13 protein-coding genes are annotated in these 15,114 nt (G+C 49.9%); 11 read left to right on the plus strand and 2 right to left on the minus strand.

Annotated features, from left to right (window positions below; genetic code table 11):
• The first annotated feature begins 37 nt into the window (after positions 1–37).
• Both gndA and msrB read left to right on the plus strand, forming a co-directional pair.
• Positions 38–1,570 (plus strand): NADP-dependent phosphogluconate dehydrogenase, encoded by a 1,533-nt coding sequence (gndA, locus tag G441_RS0105660; RefSeq protein WP_026375443.1) that lies wholly within the window; start codon positions 38–40, stop codon positions 1,568–1,570.
• A complete protein-coding gene (msrB, locus tag G441_RS0105665; protein WP_034474513.1) occupies positions 1,567–1,980 on the plus strand; it encodes a peptide-methionine (R)-S-oxide reductase MsrB in 414 nt (137 codons plus the stop codon). Before gndA ends, msrB begins: the two co-directional genes overlap by 4 nt.
• A 40-nt stretch (positions 1,981–2,020) precedes the next feature.
• Here msrB and G441_RS18040 read toward each other — a convergent pair whose 3' ends face one another.
• On the minus strand, positions 2,021–2,788 hold the full coding sequence (locus tag G441_RS18040) for a DUF2989 domain-containing protein (protein ID WP_169726050.1): 768 nt from the start codon (positions 2,786–2,788) through the stop codon (positions 2,021–2,023).
• 241 nt (positions 2,789–3,029) lie between these two features.
• Between G441_RS18040 and G441_RS0105675 the strand changes: the two genes are divergently transcribed.
• The 8 genes from G441_RS0105675 to glpK all read left to right on the plus strand — a co-directional run bounded on the left by G441_RS0105675 (position 3,030) and on the right by glpK (position 13,110).
• Positions 3,030–4,472: a glyceraldehyde-3-phosphate dehydrogenase gene (locus G441_RS0105675; RefSeq protein WP_026375445.1), complete on the plus strand. Its 1,443-nt coding sequence runs from the start codon at positions 3,030–3,032 to the stop codon at positions 4,470–4,472.
• 121 nt (positions 4,473–4,593) lie between these two features.
• On the plus strand, positions 4,594–5,103 hold the full coding sequence (locus G441_RS0105680) for a redoxin family protein (protein ID WP_169726051.1): 510 nt from the start codon (positions 4,594–4,596) through the stop codon (positions 5,101–5,103).
• 80 nt (positions 5,104–5,183) lie between these two features.
• Complete coding sequence (locus tag G441_RS0105685) at positions 5,184–6,311, plus strand: M14 family metallopeptidase (protein WP_026375447.1); 1,128 nt, start codon at positions 5,184–5,186, stop codon at positions 6,309–6,311.
• A 59-nt stretch (positions 6,312–6,370) separates the two neighbouring features.
• Complete coding sequence (locus G441_RS0105690; protein ID WP_026375448.1) at positions 6,371–8,035, plus strand: alanine/glycine:cation symporter family protein; 1,665 nt, start codon at positions 6,371–6,373, stop codon at positions 8,033–8,035.
• 108 nt (positions 8,036–8,143) lie between these two features.
• Positions 8,144–8,464: a hypothetical protein gene (locus G441_RS0105695; protein ID WP_026375449.1), complete on the plus strand. Its 321-nt coding sequence runs from the start codon at positions 8,144–8,146 to the stop codon at positions 8,462–8,464.
• Between the two features lie 3 nt (positions 8,465–8,467).
• Entirely contained in the window at positions 8,468–8,761 is a 294-nt protein-coding gene (locus tag G441_RS0105700; RefSeq protein WP_026375450.1) for a YeaC family protein, read from the plus strand.
• Positions 8,751–11,552: a DUF349 domain-containing protein gene (locus G441_RS0105705; RefSeq protein ID WP_026375451.1), complete on the plus strand. Its 2,802-nt coding sequence runs from the start codon at positions 8,751–8,753 to the stop codon at positions 11,550–11,552. The genes G441_RS0105700 and G441_RS0105705 overlap by 11 nt, the downstream gene beginning before the upstream one ends.
• Positions 11,553–11,610: 58 nt before the next feature.
• The gene (gene glpK, locus G441_RS0105710) at positions 11,611–13,110 is read left to right on the plus strand and encodes a glycerol kinase GlpK (RefSeq protein ID WP_026375452.1); all 1,500 of its coding nucleotides are present in this window, start codon (positions 11,611–11,613) and stop codon (positions 13,108–13,110) included.
• 5 nt (positions 13,111–13,115) lie between these two features.
• On the opposite strand, the gene G441_RS0105715 is transcribed toward glpK, so the two are convergent.
• Positions 13,116–13,784 (minus strand): DUF4097 family beta strand repeat-containing protein, encoded by a 669-nt coding sequence (locus tag G441_RS0105715; RefSeq protein WP_026375453.1) that lies wholly within the window; start codon positions 13,782–13,784, stop codon positions 13,116–13,118.
• Positions 13,785–14,076: 292 nt separating this feature from the next.
• Between G441_RS0105715 and G441_RS0105720 the strand changes: the two genes are divergently transcribed.
• Positions 14,077–15,075: a hypothetical protein gene (locus tag G441_RS0105720; RefSeq protein WP_026375454.1), complete on the plus strand. Its 999-nt coding sequence runs from the start codon at positions 14,077–14,079 to the stop codon at positions 15,073–15,075.
• The last annotated feature ends 39 nt before the right edge of the window (positions 15,076–15,114 follow it).

Here is a 15,114-nt window from a genome sequence, read left to right on the forward strand (position 1 = left end):
AATCCGCCAGCAAAATCGGCAACTGCAGGTTAATGCGATGACAGACACTCCCCAACAATGTGATATCGGCTTTATTGGACTCGGCGTAATGGGTAAAAATCTTACCCTAAACCTGGCAGATAATGGCTACCGCATTGCCTGTTTCGATTTAGACCAGGATAAAATTGATGCGCTGCTAGCCCAGGATGAGGCTGAGCGTGGTGACGCCCCGGCACGCATTGTTGGTTGCCGTTCCTATACCGAGCTATTGAGCAAACTTAACGCGCCTCATCTGATCATACTCTCTGTACCTGCGGGTGATCCTGTGGACCATGTCTGTCATCACCTGATTGACGCTGGTATTCAGGCTGATGATATTGTTGTCGATACGGGCAACAGTCTATGGACAGACTCTGTAGAGCGCGAAAAACAGTACAAAGGTAAGTTCATTTTCTTCTCTACCGCTGTTTCCGGCGGTGAAATAGGCGCGCGTTTTGGCCCGTCACTGATGCCATCAGGTGACCCCTACGCCTGGACACGTATTGAGCCGGTATGGAAAGCGATTGCGGCCAAGGTCGACCCGACAACAGGTAAGCCTCTTGTGTCACAAACCATCGGTAAACCCGTGACCGAAGGGGAGCCATGTGCGACCTACATCGGGCCTGTGGGCGCAGGTCATTACGTGAAAATGGTACATAACGGTATTGAATACGCCGACATGCAGCTGATTTGCGAGGCCTACCATGTCATGCGCGAAGCGCTGGGTATGACGCCGCAAGAAATTGCCGCTATTTTTAGAGACTGGAATGAGGGCGAATTAAACAGCTATCTGATTGAAATCAGTGCCGAAGTGCTCGAGCAACAGGATCCGGAATCGGACCAACCGTTAGTGGATGTGATCCTTGATCGCGCCGGCCAGAAAGGTACCGGTCTGTGGACAGCAGTCAGTGCGCTGCAAGTAGGAAGCCCTGCACAAACCATCGCTCAGGCGGTTTTCGCGCGCAGCATTTCAAGTTTAAAAGCCGAGCGGGTGCATGCGTCCGCAATGTTGGCAGGGCCAGCAAAGCCTGAGTTGACCGATGAGCAGAAGCACGCCGCCATCGAGCAGCTACGCGATGCGTTGTATTGCTCGAAGATATGCGCCTATGCACAGGGCTTTCAGCTTATGGATATGGCGTCAAAAGAGCAGGGCTGGACGCTGGATTTTGCTGAAATTGCTAAAATCTGGCGCGCTGGCTGTATTATCCGTGCGGTATTCTTACAGTCGATTACTAATGCCTATGAACAGGATGAGGAGTTACCTAACCTGTTACTGGCACCGTTTTTTGTCGAGCAGATTGCCCGTTATCAGGCCAACTGGCGTCAGGCTATTGCGATGGCAACACTGAACGGTATTCCCTGTGCGGCCATGTCTTCTGCACTGAATTACTATGATTCATATCGTGCCGGTGTGCTACCCGCCAATCTGCTGCAGGGACAGCGGGATTACTTTGGTGCGCATACTTTTCAGCGTGTCGATAAACCGGAAGGGAAAAAATTCCATATAGAATGGAGCGATCCGGCCAGACCACAGGTAATGATTAAGAAATGAGCGACACCAAGCACGACCCTAAACTGATCAGCGATGCCGAATGGCGGCAAAAACTGACGGCAGAAGCGTATCGTGTGACCCGTCAGAAAGGTACCGAATACCCGGGTACAGGTGAGCTACTGCACAACACTGAGACAGGAAAATACCACTGCACCTGCTGTGACGCTGTGATATTCGATTCAGCTGACAAATTTGATGCAGGTTGCGGATGGCCGTCATTTTCAGCACAAAGCGAAGAGGGCAATGTTGATTATCGGTTCGACGACAGCCACGGCATGCGTCGCACTGAAATCATCTGTAAGCAGTGCGATGCACATTTAGGGCATGTTTTCGATGATGGTCCTATGCCGACTGGCAAGCGCTACTGCGTCAATTCAGTGTCGATGACATTTGAAAAGCGCGAGCAGTAGTAAAAATTGAGCGTTTCATAAATTTTTTTATGAAAGTTTATTACAGCGGCGCCATGTTAAACTGCCGGTCTTCCAGCATATCTATAATCCGGTCCGCGTAGTCTTCCAGGCGATCGGTATTGCTGCCTGCCTGACGAGCCATCACTTCCATCTGCACTGCATCAAGGCCATCGACCTCGAAAGCTTCCGCCACTTTAGTCCAGACATACGCTTTGTCTACCTCACCGAGTTTAAGATAAATACCGATAAAACTGCTAAACACGTCAGTATTGATGTCGTCATCATCGGTATAAAGTGAAAGTGCATAATGGAGCGTTTTCAGCGCCTGATGGAAATCGAATTTTACCTGATGGCTGGCTAACGCAATTTGTAACTCGGCGCTATTCAGTCTGCCTTGCTGCTCGAATGATAAAAACTTCTGCATCGCGTCTTCGTTACCGAACCGCGATGCGCAGTAGTATAGGAGGTAAGGACTATCAGAGTTACAGGTGTTGCGCGATAAACGTTTCAACTCGCGCTCAGCAGTCAGAAGGCCCTTTATTCGTCCTGCTTCTTTTTCTCTTAGCTTGATATGTTCAATCTGTGACGCCTTTTCAATACACTTTTTGTAGTGTTCAAAATTGATTAACTGATCATAGGTATTGCGTGGCGTCAGCGTCTCCTGATGCTCAAACCGATGCTTGATGATCTTTGCTTTTTCTGCACGACACCATCCGTCGGGGTTAAGGTCATCGCACATTTGTGGATTTTCAGCACAGATTTCGTTAACGCTCTTTTCAAATAATCCCCCACATCCCGTTAGCAGCATTAGGCCACATAAGGCAATGAACAAATGAGCGGTCCCCGCTACATATGAAGGTTTTTTACGAACAAAATCGTCTTTGTACATCGAATAACCCGATTTCTGAAAATTTCACACAATTTGGCTAGGACACGCGCTTTCATTAGAATACCGCCGATTTTTTGCAGGCGGGCACGGCGCCGGTCTGAATTCAAAAAAGAGTATATCTCTACCCTACGTTTAATTACACCATTGTGAAGGCTGAAGTATGAACCAACCATTCGAACAGGAATTGCAGTCAAGTTGGCAGGAGCGTCAGGAATACGCTGAAATGATGCTGCCACTGCTAGGCAAACTCTATCGTAACCAATCAGTGGAAGTGACTGTTTATGGTAAGCCGCTATTGAATGCGACCGCGATTGATATCATCAAAGCGCATCGTTCTGTTCGTCTGCATGAAGGCGTAAAACTGCGTCTCAGAGAAAGTTACCCACTGCTGGAAGCAATGAGTAAAATGTCTCTGGCGCCGGCTACGATCGATTTGGGTAAACTGGCTTACGAGTACCATTACAAGAACGATGCGAAACAAAGCATTGAAGACTTTCTGTCAGGTGCACTGACCGATGCGCTCAACGGCGACAAAGACCATCCTCCTACAGACGTTGTGCTTTACGGCTTCGGTCGTATTGGTCGCTTGCTGGCGCGTTTACTGATTGAGCGTCAGGGAAAAAATAACAAGCTTCGCCTCAAAGCGATTGTCGTACGTGGCGGCAGAGACGGTGACCTTGAAAAGCGTGCCAGCTTGCTGCGTCGCGATTCAGTACATGGACCATTTAACGGCAGCATCACCATCGATGAGGAGCGCAAGGCTCTGAAGGCAAATGGCAGCTTCATCCAGGTTATTTACGCCAACAGCCCTGATGAAATAGATTACACGCAGTACGGTATCAACAACGCCATTGTTATCGACAATACCGGTATGTGGCGTGACCGTGATGGTCTGGGACTGCATTTGAAAGCGAAAGGCACCTCCAAGGTCATCCTGACCGCGCCAGGTAAAGGCGATATCAAAAACATTGTGCACGGTGTAAATGATAAAGACGTGCTGCCTGAAGACACCATTTTGTCTGCAGCCAGCTGCACGACCAACGCTATTACGCCGGTTCTCAAGGCATTGGATGAAAAATATGGTATCGATAACGGCCATGTGGAAACCGTGCACAGCTACACCAATGACCAGAACCTCATCGACAACTATCATAAAGCTGAGCGACGCGGTCGTAGTGCACCATTAAACATGGTCATTACCGAAACGGGCGCAGCCAAGGCAGTTTCCAAGGCTTATCCTAAGCTGGAAGGAAAGCTGACAGGTAATGCTATTCGTGTGCCTACACCTAATGTATCGCTGGCGATTTTGAACCTGACTTTGGCACAGGATACCGACAAAGAGTCTGTGAACGACTTTCTGCGTGACACGTCACTGTTCTCGTCGTTACAGCACCAGATTGACTTCACTGCGTCAAAAGAAATCGTATCAACAGATTTGGTCGGTTCGAGAGCAGCCTGTGTTGTCGATTCGCAGGCCACGATCGTCGCTGGCAATCGCGCGACTCTGTATGTGTGGTATGACAACGAGTTTGGCTACAGCTGCCAGGTGATGCGTGTTGTCCGTGATATGGCCGGACTTGCCTATCCAACCATCCCTGCATAATTACAAGATAAATTGCATGTACGCATTGGCCGGGTTTCCCGGCCTTTTTTATTGCTGTGAAAGAAAGGTCGCTGACATCCGGTTTGCAGTATTATCAATAAAACAGGTAATGAGACTGTCGATGACGATATTTAACAAACAGAGAGTAAAAAGATGGGTAAAGGAGATAGCTATCGTTGTGCTGCTCATTACTGCTGTTTATGCATGGCAGTCACGGCATCTGCTGGATGAGGGCAATATTGTCACTGTACCAACACAACGTCTTGTCTCTTTACAGGGAGAAGTCCAGCCATTGCTGTCAGCGCAGAAACCGACACTGGTGTATTTTTTTGCGCCCTGGTGTGGGGTATGCCGACTGAGTATCAACAACCTCGATTATATTGATAGCGACGCCTTTCATGTTGTCCGTGTCGCTTTAGATTATGAATCAGTGCAGAGTGTGCATCAGTTCGTTGCTGACAACGATGTGCAAGGCAAGGTGCTGCTCGGCAGCAACGAACTTAAACAGCACTTCAGCATACGCGGCTATCCAACCTACTACCTTGTGGATGAAAATAACACCATCATCGACAGCGCCATGGGCTATAGCACTGCACTGGGTTTAAAATTAACCGAGTTGTTGCACAAATAATGCGATTGGGTGGGTAATTGCCTGCCCATTTAACCTGCGAGTATGGTAGATTAACGCGGTTTTCAAAAGGAAGCCGATGAATGAAAATTAGCAGTAACTTCGACAGTGGCAATATTCAGGTTATTCATGCTCAGGACCCTCAAGATATTTCGCTGCGCATCAACAAAGATAACCAATCGGATTTTTATCAATGGTTTCATTTCAGGCTGGATAGCACGCCGTTTGTTGAGCACCGTATTACCATTGGCGACTTAAAAGGCTCTGCCTATCCAAATGGCTGGAATAATTATCAGGCCGTGGTCTCCTATGATCGCGACGAATGGTTTCGAGTCGACAGTGAATTTGATGGCGACAACCTGACCATCCACTTTACACCCGAGTACGCACAGACCTATTTCGCCTATTTCGCCCCTTACAGTTATGAGCGGCACCTCGATTTGCTGGCGCGCGCACAGATGTCTTTTGATGCGTCTGTGGTCAACTTAGGTAACACGCTTGATGGTCGTGACCTGTCGCTTATTCAGGTTGGCCAGCAGGAAGAGGGCAAAAAACAGGTTTGGATCACCGCTCGTCAGCATCCCGGTGAAACCATGGCTGAGTGGTTGGTTGAAGGGCTGTTGGAGCGTTTGCTGGACGAAGACGATGGCGTGGCTCGCGCGCTGCTTGATAAAGCCGTATTTTACATCGTCCCAAATATGAACCCGGACGGAAGTGTACGTGGACATTTACGTACTAACGCGGCTGGCATTAATCTGAACCGTGAATGGGCGTCCCCGAGTATTGAGAAGAGTCCTGAGGTGTTTTACGTTCTGGACAAGATGCAGGAGACCGGCGTTGACATGTATCTTGATGTGCATGGTGATGAAGACCTGCCGTATAATTTTGTGGCGGGTAACGAAGGCAACCCAGGCTACAATGACCGTTTGCAGGCGCTGGAGGAAGCATTCAAATCGGCTTTGCTGACCGTCACGCCAGAATTTCAGGACGAGCATGGTTATCCAAAAGATGAGCCGGGCAAAGCAAACCTGACCGTCGCTTCAAATGCAGTGGGCGAGCGCTTTGACTGCCTGGCATTTACTTTGGAAATGCCATTTAAGGATAACAACGATTTGCCGGATCCCGCGTATGGATGGTCGCCGCAGCGCTGTCGCCAATTAGGCGAGGACGTCTTGGTTGCGTTATTATCCGTCGCTGACAGATTGCGCTAAAACGCTACGCTTTTTAACTTAACTACAACATACATAACAACAATAACTAGGGGACAACATTGGAAGCGTTTCATGATTTTCTAAAACTGCTGGACGGCAATCTTGGTGGCGCCTGGTGGTTTCCATATGTGCTACTCGGCACCGGCCTGTTTTTTACGTTTTACCTGAAATTTCCGCAGGTTCGCTACTTTTCACATGCATGGAAAGTGGTTACCGGAAAATTCGATCGTAAAGGTGCGAAGGGCGATACCACGCATTTCCGGGCGCTGACGACGGCACTATCAGGAACGGTAGGAACCGGTAACATCAGTGGTGTGGCGTTCGCTATCTTTTTAGGTGGTCCGGCAGCACTGTTCTGGATGTGGGCAACGGCATTTTTCGGCATGACGACCAAGTTTGTTGAAGTCACCTTGTCGCACAAATACCGTGTGCAAACCGAAGATGGCACCATGGCCGGTGGCCCCATGTACTATATGGATCGCCGCTTGAATATGAAATGGCTGGCTGTCGCCTTCGCAATTGCTACTGTGATTAGCTCATTTGGTACAGGGAATCTGCCGCAAAGTAACGGCATTGCCATGAGTATCGAAGCAACCTTTGGATTTGAGCCCTGGATTGTAGGTAGCGTGCTGGGCATCCTGCTGGCGATGGTGATCTTAGGTGGTATCACTCGCATCGCAGCGGTGACATCGCGTATTGTGCCATTTATGGCGGTGGTTTATTTGATCGGTGCGTTTGCGGTCATTTTTGCCAATATTGAAAATATCGGGCCTGCGTTTGCGTCAGTCATCTCCGATGCCTTTACCGGCTCTGCAGCGGCAGGGGGCTTCCTTGGTGCAACGATAGCTTATGCTTTTAACCGTGGCGTAAACCGTGGCCTGTTCTCTAACGAAGCGGGTCAGGGTTCAGCACCTATCGCCCACGCAGCTGCGAGAACTGACGAGCCTGTTTCCGAAGGCATGGTGTCCATTCTCGAACCGTTCATCGATACCATTATCATCTGTACCATCACCGGTTTGGTGATCCTGTCGTCTGGCGTATGGACGGAAAAGCACCACAACGTGTTTGAGCGTTCAGACATGATGATCATTTCTGGTCAGTATTCTGAAGACAGTGCTGAAGACAAGGAACAGCTGTATAAGTACCTCAACGGTGTGGGCGGCAGCAGTGTGGAATATTACACAGGACCCATCAATGTTGTGAATGGTGTGGCGGTCAATCAGGACTTCACCTTGTTAAACGCGCGCTCCTTTGCTGAAGATGTGCGCTTTGGCGTCGGCTCTGAAGAAGACCTGTTTAGCGGCACAATACAGGTGGTTGACGGCAATATCCAACGCGAGAATATCGTGGTATCAGGGAAATCCCTGGTCCATTCAGCCGCATTGACCACCATCGCCTTTACCCGCGGGTTCTTCGGTGACTTTGGCCAATACATCGTATCGGTAGGTCTGCTGCTTTTTGCCTTCTCGACCGCGATAGCCTGGTCTTATTATGGTGACAGGGCAATGACCTATTTGTTTGGTCCGCGCTCTGTCGGACCGTACCGCGTTATCTACGTAGCGGGATTTGTGTGGGCGTCGTTCTCAGACACGACCCTGGTATGGACGCTGTCTGCGGTTGCCATTGTGGTCATGACCTTGCCTAACCTGTTTGGTATATTGTTACTGCGCAAGGAGATGCGTGAATCTGTCGACCAGTATTGGCAGACGTTTAAAAAGGATTAACTCGCTTTCATCCTGCGTCGCGTGCTTGTTCTGAGCACCCGACGCAGTGATCCCGACAATCAATGTGATGCGTAGACATAAGCAAATGTCGGCATCGTGGAGTATTGAATGGCATTAACTGATTGCCCATCGTGCAATAAAAAGATATCCGATAAATCAACCTTGTGTCCGCATTGCAATTTTGCAGTGGGAGATGCCTCTTCTGAGGACATATTGCGCAAGCAAAACCTGCAAAAGTTCCACCGTAAACAGCGCGTGCAAAACCAGTCGCTGGTCGCCATGCTGCTGTTCATAACTGGCTTTGGGTTCATGTACTGGGGCGGCACACAACCCGGTGATTTGCAGCATAACCTCGCCATTATGGTGTCCATCGTTGGCTTTGTCTGGTACATCGTTAATCGCGTGCGACTGGCATTGTTAAAAAGGTAGAGAATGGACATAAATGCATTGCTCAGCACCATGACGCCTGAGATTTATGAGCGCATGCGTCAGGCCGTTGAGACCGGTAAATGGCCGGATGGTAAAGCGTTAACCGAGGAACAGCGCGACAACAGTCTGCAGCTGGTGCTGTTATATCAGTCGAAAGTGCTGAAATCTGCTGAGCATATGACGATTGGCGAAGATGGCAACATTGTGCAGAAAAGTCGTCAACAACTTAAACAAGAAATGGGTCTTGATAAGCCAGACCCCAACACCATTGCGCGGTTTAAACAGGATGATATTTAAGCGTCTTTTCCAACCAAAATATAAGCATCCTGATGCTCAACAACGACTTCATGCCATCGCAGAGCTGACACCGGATAACCCGGAGCAAAAGAGCATTTTGCATGAACTTGCATTCAATGACGGTAGTGCCGACGTGAGTATTGCTGCGCTCGAAAAGCTCAATTCATTTCCACTGTGGAATAAGATGGCGGAAATTGCCTCTGATGAAAAAGTTCGCAAGGCGGCACGACGTAAAGTTGAGCAATTGCTGCTGGCTGGAAAGGGTGCAGGTCTTGATGCGCAACAGAAGCGAGACTTTATCATGCAGAGCAAAGACTTCGCTACCCTCGAGCTGTTGTTAAGACAAGACCCTTTAGTACAGCAAGATCTTTCGCTGGTGCGCCATATTCTTGAAAAAGTCGACAAGACCGCCTTGTTTAACCATGTGTTTTATAACGTGCTAGACGCCTCAGCACAGCTGCAATTTTTGCCGGAATTTGACAGTGACAGCGACTTACAGCGCATCATTAAAAAAGTCGACAATGATGACGTCAGACAGGCAGCACAGGCGTTGCTTGCCGAGCGGGAAGCGCAGGCCAATAAACCGAAAGAGATCGCTGCAGCAGCCAAGCTGGTGCTGGCGAAACTTCTCGCGCTCAGAGACGAGCAGGACTTTGGACGATTCTCTGAGCAGCGCCAGACATTGACGGATGAATTTGGCCAGCTTGCTGAGCAATTTGACTGCCTTGCCGATACCGAAGCCGCCACGTTCAATGAGAAATATGCGCAACTAACCGGTAAATTGGATAGTACCCAACAAGTCTTACAGCAGCGTTTTGATGAGCAGCAGCAACAGCGTGAAGCAAAACAACGCATAGAGTCGGCTGAGGCGTCTGCCAGACGGGTGCTGTCGTCTCTCAATGATACGTTGGATGGAGAGATTCAAACACTCAGCCAGGAACAGATAACTGACCTGGAGCAACAATTACTGAATGCCAGTGATGCCCTGTCAACGGCGCTTTCTGATGCAGATATCGATCCAAGCAGCCGTGCTGCATTGGAGTCATTGCTAAACCGCTTAATGATGTCGCGGGCGACGATCGACAAGCTGCCGGCCTTACAGACAGCTTGTGAGAAGGCCTTACAGCTCATTGAAAATCTGGCGACAGAAGCCATACCTGAGAACGTTGAGCAGATGGAAGAAGTGTCTCGGCACCTGAGTGAATTATCCGAACGCTATCGCTCGATTAAAAATGCGTTCGCAGACTGGTGGCCAGAGCGCCTTGATAAGCAGTGGCAAAAAGCGCGCAAGCCCTTTCAACAGGCAATGAATGCACTGCAAGAACAAATCAAACAGTCTGAGTCGCGGGTCCGCAATAAACTACGCGCCGTGGAAAGCCTGATTAAACAGGGGCGGTTCAGACCGGCAATGGGTCTGTTTAAGAAGGTCAGCAGCTGGTATGCAGCACTTCCTGAGAAAGCCCAGCTACGGTTACAGCGACAGTACCAACAGGTACAACAGGATGTCGAAGAGTTGCAGGGCTGGCAGGAATACATTGCGCAGCCCCGCAAGCCCGCGATGTTAGAACAAGCGCAGCAGCTTGCCAGCCAGCCGGTCACCGACCACAGTAAACGTGCTGAGGAAGTGAAAAAACTGCGTGCTGAGTGGGCCAGCCTGGGTGTGCTCCAATCTGACGAAGATTCTGCATTGAACACAGCGTTTGATGACGCGCTCGAGAGAGCGTTTGCGCCCTGCAGAGGATATTTTGCTCAGCGTCAGCAACAGCGTCAGGAAAGTCTTGCCCAAAAGCAGGCCATACTGGATGAGTTGAGTCAATTTGACCTTGAGCAGGATACTCACGAAGTTGAACACGCCTACCGACACTTTTTACAACGCTGGCAAACTTGCGGCGAAGTGGAGCGTGGGCAACGCGATAAGGTCGCCAAAGCCTTTTCTGATGCCATCGCCCCTCTTAAGCAGCAGGCGGAAGCGTTTTATCAGCAAAATGCTGAACGTAAGAAAAGCCTGATCACTCAGGCCAGCGCACTGGCGGATGAACAGGACGCTGAGGTCGCCGCAGAGCAGGCTAAGCAACTCCAGCAGAGCTGGAAAAATATTGGCTTTGCAGGGCATAAGAAAGACAACAAGCTGTGGCGCGAATTCAGACGCGTGAACGATGCCATATTTGCCAATCTCGGTGAGCAAAGGCAGGCGCATCGAAACGAGGTGGATGAACAGGTCGAACAGGCGAAACAGTTAATAACCCAACTGCGCACACTGATCGATGAGAGTGGCGACAATGAGTCGCTTAAACATGCTCAGCAGCAGCAAAAGATGCTGCATTCTCAATTGGATACCTTACCGGCGCGACAGCGGCAGAAGCTGGATAGCGCGGTGTCAGAGTGCGACAAGGCATTGGCTAAAAAGCGTCTGCAGGCACAGCAACAACAGAGGCAGCGAGAACTAGAGGCTCTATTTTCGACGCTGGAAAGCTGGCGTGAAGGCGCGCAGCCACCTGTTGCTGATGACGTGCCTCCTGCTTACCGACAATGGTTCAAAGTGGATACACAGGCGACTGACTTATCCCGCGACCAGCTTACTGTGATGATGGAGATTCTGGCTGATGTGCCATCACCACAGAGCGAGCAGGAAAAACGCAAGGCCTTACAACTGCAAATGATGGCAGATAAGTTGGAAAACGGTGAACAGCAGTCTCAGGAAGCATTACTGATGCAATGGGTATCCAAAGGTCCATTGGCTGCCAATGATATTGCACTATTACAGAGACTCAGACGCAGCGTTGATGCTTGACCACAGGTCAATGGCGTGTACATTCGAACGAACGTGTCAGATTAAGGCTTCTTAATCAATGAATAATAATCAGAACGCGGTCCTGTCACTGGATCAGGGAACAACATCCAGTCGCGCAATTTTATTTTCACCCGAAGGGCAGGCCCTGTTTACTGCGCAACAGGAGTTCGCCCAGCACTATCCCGCCAACGGCTGGGTTGAACATGAGCCTCAGGCTATCTGGGACAGCTGTGTAGCAGTCTGTAGAGAGGCGCTGCAGTTTGCTGCTGATAACGACATCAGCGTAGTGAGTATGGCCATCGTCAATCAGCGCGAAACCACCGTGGTGTGGAATCGCAAGACGGGCGTGCCCATCTACAACGCCATTGTGTGGCAGGATAGACGCACCGCAGACCGCTGTCAGCAGCTGGCAGAACATGCCATCGATATTCATCAACGCACCGGCTTGCGACTCGATCCGTATTTTTCAGCAACCAAAATCAGTTGGATCCTTGACCATGTTGATGGCGCAAGACAGCTTGCTGCTCAGGGTGAGCTGGCGTTTGGTACCATCGACAGCTTCCTGATTTCGCAGCTGACGTCGGGACACATTCACGCAACCGACACGACCAATGCCAGTCGCACCAACCTTTTCAATATCAAGACGATGAACTGGGACCCGCATCTGTGCGAGCTATTTGATGTGCCAATGAGCCTGCTGCCAGAAGTGAAACAATCCGCAGACGATTATGGTGTCACGGATCCTGCCATTCTTGGTCAGGCCATCCCAATAGGCGCTGTTGTTGGCGACCAGCAGGCCGCCTTAATTGGTCAGGGTGGGCTGACCCAGGGCGATGCGAAGGTCACCTTCGGTACCGGCTGCTTTGCGTTAGTCAATACTGGTCAACTGTGTCTCGCGTCAAAAAATAACCTGTTGTCCACGGTTGCCTACTCAGTCGCTGGCACCACCCACTATGCGGTGGAAGGTGCAGTATTTATAGCCGGTGCGGCAGTACAGTGGCTGCGTGATGAATTGGGGATACTGACGCATGCTGCACAATCTGAAGCGATTGCCAGTAGTGTGAATGATGACCATGGTATTGTCCTTGTGCCAGCCTTTACCGGGCTCGGTGCGCCGCACTGGCAACCTGATGCCAGAGGTGCCGCATTTGGATTGACCAGAGATACCGGCAGTGCCGAGATTATTCGTGCCACCTTAGAATCGGTCTGTTTTCAGACCGTTGATTTGCTGGACGCAATGGCAATGGATGGGATCCAGACCCGGCAGATAAAAGTCGATGGTGGCATGGTGGCAAATAACTGGCTTTGCCAGTTTCTGTCTGACATCGCCGCTGTGCCGGTTATGCGCCCTCGTGTGATGGAAACCACGGCGCTGGGCGGCGCCGGACTGGCTATGCTGCAGCAGGGCTTGATTGAAGATTTATCAACACTTACCACATTGAATCAAATTGACCGGAACTACCAGCCTGTGATGGCCGATGAGGTGCGTACATACAAGCGTAAGCACTGGAATGCCGCGGTGCAGGCAACCCTGCACATGACGCAGCTTACCCGCTAACGTCGTTAACGTCGGTCATAGCGTTCGATAATTTTATCCTGATTTGCCGGATCGTCGAGTTCAAGTTTTACTGGGCGATAAAGGATGATAGCACCTGAAATCGACGCCCCGGATTCGATGGTCAAGCTGGGATTGCGGTCATCATGCCAGCCCCAGCTATTTTCGTTGCGTTGAAATATCACATCACCCTCAATATGAGTGCCGCTTTGCAGGGTAATGTCGCCATTGTAGGTCAGCACGTTGTGTGAAACGGATACATCCTTCAATTCAATGTCGCCGTTTACCGTACTGATATCACCTTCTATATTCGCGCCCCTACGCAACGTAATGTCACCGTTCACGGTATCTATATTACCCATACTGGTAAATGCTGAGCCCGCCTGAATATCACCGTTTACGGTGGACGCAGTCGCGACGGTGACGCGATCGCCGATGTTGATATCACCGTTAACGCTGTCTACGTTTGTGGCGCTGACATCATCATTCAGTTGTACGCCGCCATTGACCGAAGAGACATTGTTGACGCTGCGTCCCTGTGACACCTCAAGTTGACCAAATACGCTGCTGGCATCGCCGTTGGCACCACCAATGTGCACCACACATCCACTCAATAGTAAGCTTGTCGACAAGCAGGTAGCCAGTACCACAGAGGGTGTGAAACGGGGTAAATACATCAGATTGCTCCATTCAAACTAGATTCATTACCCAATCATTAGCAGGAAGGATGCCAATAGGTAACTTATTGTTTTATATGTATATAGTGATTTCTTTGTTGAGCACGTGCAGTTAAATCAGACGAATGTGGCGAGATTTACCACTAACTAGTTTATTTCACTTCCTACGCATTCGATTGGCATGCTGTTCATTTTTTAACACATTGAATTGCATGAAAAAAATGAATTGGTCTGGAATGTGCAAAGCGTCACATGTGAATTAATCAAACTCATTAAACAAGAGAGAATAACAATGTACAGTGATGAAGATCTCAATACCGCCATAAAGGAAGGGATATTCCAGGCCGACTCTGTCTCACGTTTTCGTCAGCATATGGCTAATCTCAAACAGACCGCCCATGTCGATGAAGAAAACTTCAGATTGATTACCGGATTCAATGATGTTTTCGTGGTCGTCGCCAGCGTTCTGCTTTTGGTTTCGTCTGCCTGGCTAACATCATTTGTCAGTGAGTTTGCTGCCACTGTGGTATTCGCCGGATTGGCGTGGCTGCTGGCCGAGTTCTTCGTTCGTCAACGCCGCATGGCACTGCCTGCAATAGTATTGCTGATAGCCTTCCTTGGTGGTGTTGCTGCTGCGCCTATTTCGCTTTATCAACAACCACATGTTTCTGCATTTATTGCTTCAGGATTATTAACGGCTATCGCTGCATGGGCGCATTGGATGCGTTTTCAGGTGCCGATTACCATTGCCGCTGTGACTGCTGCCATTTTTGCCTGCATCTTTGGCGCACTGTTTGCCGTGTATGCACTGTCAAGCGCACTCCTGTTGCCATTGATGTTCATTGCCGGACTGATTACCTTTGTGATGGCAGTTTATTGGGATTCTACCGACAAGGCGCGCGTGACCCGCCGCTCTGATACGGCTTTCTGGTTGCATTTATTGTCTGCGCCTTTGTTAGTGCATCCGGTGTTCACGTCGCTGGGCATTACCCAGGGAAGTGGTGATCTTGCCAGCGCGGGCATTGTTCTGGCACTTTATGTGCTGCTGGCTATCGTGTCGATTGCCGTAGACCGTCGCTCTATCATGGTGTCAGCGTTAATCTATGTCATTTACGCATTTAGCGGTGCACTTGAGCAGTTTGGTATGGTGAATTACAGTTTCGCCGTCACAGGACTGTGCATCGGTGCGACCCTGTTGCTGCTATCTGCTTTCTGGCAACCCAGCCGGGCATGGGTCATTAAACGCATGCCTTCACCCGTGCAGCATATTCTCCCTATCGCTCATTCTTAAGCACATCGAAACCGGCTGGCATTATTGTCAGCCGGTATT

Source organism: Aestuariibacter salexigens DSM 15300 (assembly GCF_000429145.1).
Taxonomy (GTDB): Bacteria; Pseudomonadota; Gammaproteobacteria; order Enterobacterales; family Alteromonadaceae; genus Aestuariibacter; species Aestuariibacter salexigens.

What these genes read in the sequence shown, in the direction of transcription:
- gndA (WP_026375443.1), top strand. Translation starts at nt 38, where the DNA reads ATGACAGACACTCCCCAACAATGTGATATCGGCTTTATTGGACTCGGC.
- msrB (WP_034474513.1), top strand. Translation starts at nt 1,567, where the DNA reads ATGAGCGACACCAAGCACGACCCTAAACTGATCAGCGATGCCGAATGG.
- G441_RS18040 (WP_169726050.1), bottom strand. Translation starts at nt 2,788, where the DNA reads ATGCTGCTAACGGGATGTGGGGGATTATTTGAAAAGAGCGTTAACGAA.
- G441_RS0105675 (WP_026375445.1), top strand. Translation starts at nt 3,030, where the DNA reads ATGAACCAACCATTCGAACAGGAATTGCAGTCAAGTTGGCAGGAGCGT.
- G441_RS0105680 (WP_169726051.1), top strand. Translation starts at nt 4,594, where the DNA reads ATGACGATATTTAACAAACAGAGAGTAAAAAGATGGGTAAAGGAGATA.
- G441_RS0105685 (WP_026375447.1), top strand. Translation starts at nt 5,184, where the DNA reads ATGAAAATTAGCAGTAACTTCGACAGTGGCAATATTCAGGTTATTCAT.
- G441_RS0105695 (WP_026375449.1), top strand. Translation starts at nt 8,144, where the DNA reads ATGGCATTAACTGATTGCCCATCGTGCAATAAAAAGATATCCGATAAA.
- G441_RS0105700 (WP_026375450.1), top strand. Translation starts at nt 8,468, where the DNA reads ATGGACATAAATGCATTGCTCAGCACCATGACGCCTGAGATTTATGAG.
- G441_RS0105705 (WP_026375451.1), top strand. Translation starts at nt 8,751, where the DNA reads ATGATATTTAAGCGTCTTTTCCAACCAAAATATAAGCATCCTGATGCT.
- glpK (WP_026375452.1), top strand. Translation starts at nt 11,611, where the DNA reads ATGAATAATAATCAGAACGCGGTCCTGTCACTGGATCAGGGAACAACA.
- G441_RS0105715 (WP_026375453.1), bottom strand. Translation starts at nt 13,784, where the DNA reads ATGTATTTACCCCGTTTCACACCCTCTGTGGTACTGGCTACCTGCTTG.
- G441_RS0105720 (WP_026375454.1), top strand. Translation starts at nt 14,077, where the DNA reads ATGTACAGTGATGAAGATCTCAATACCGCCATAAAGGAAGGGATATTC.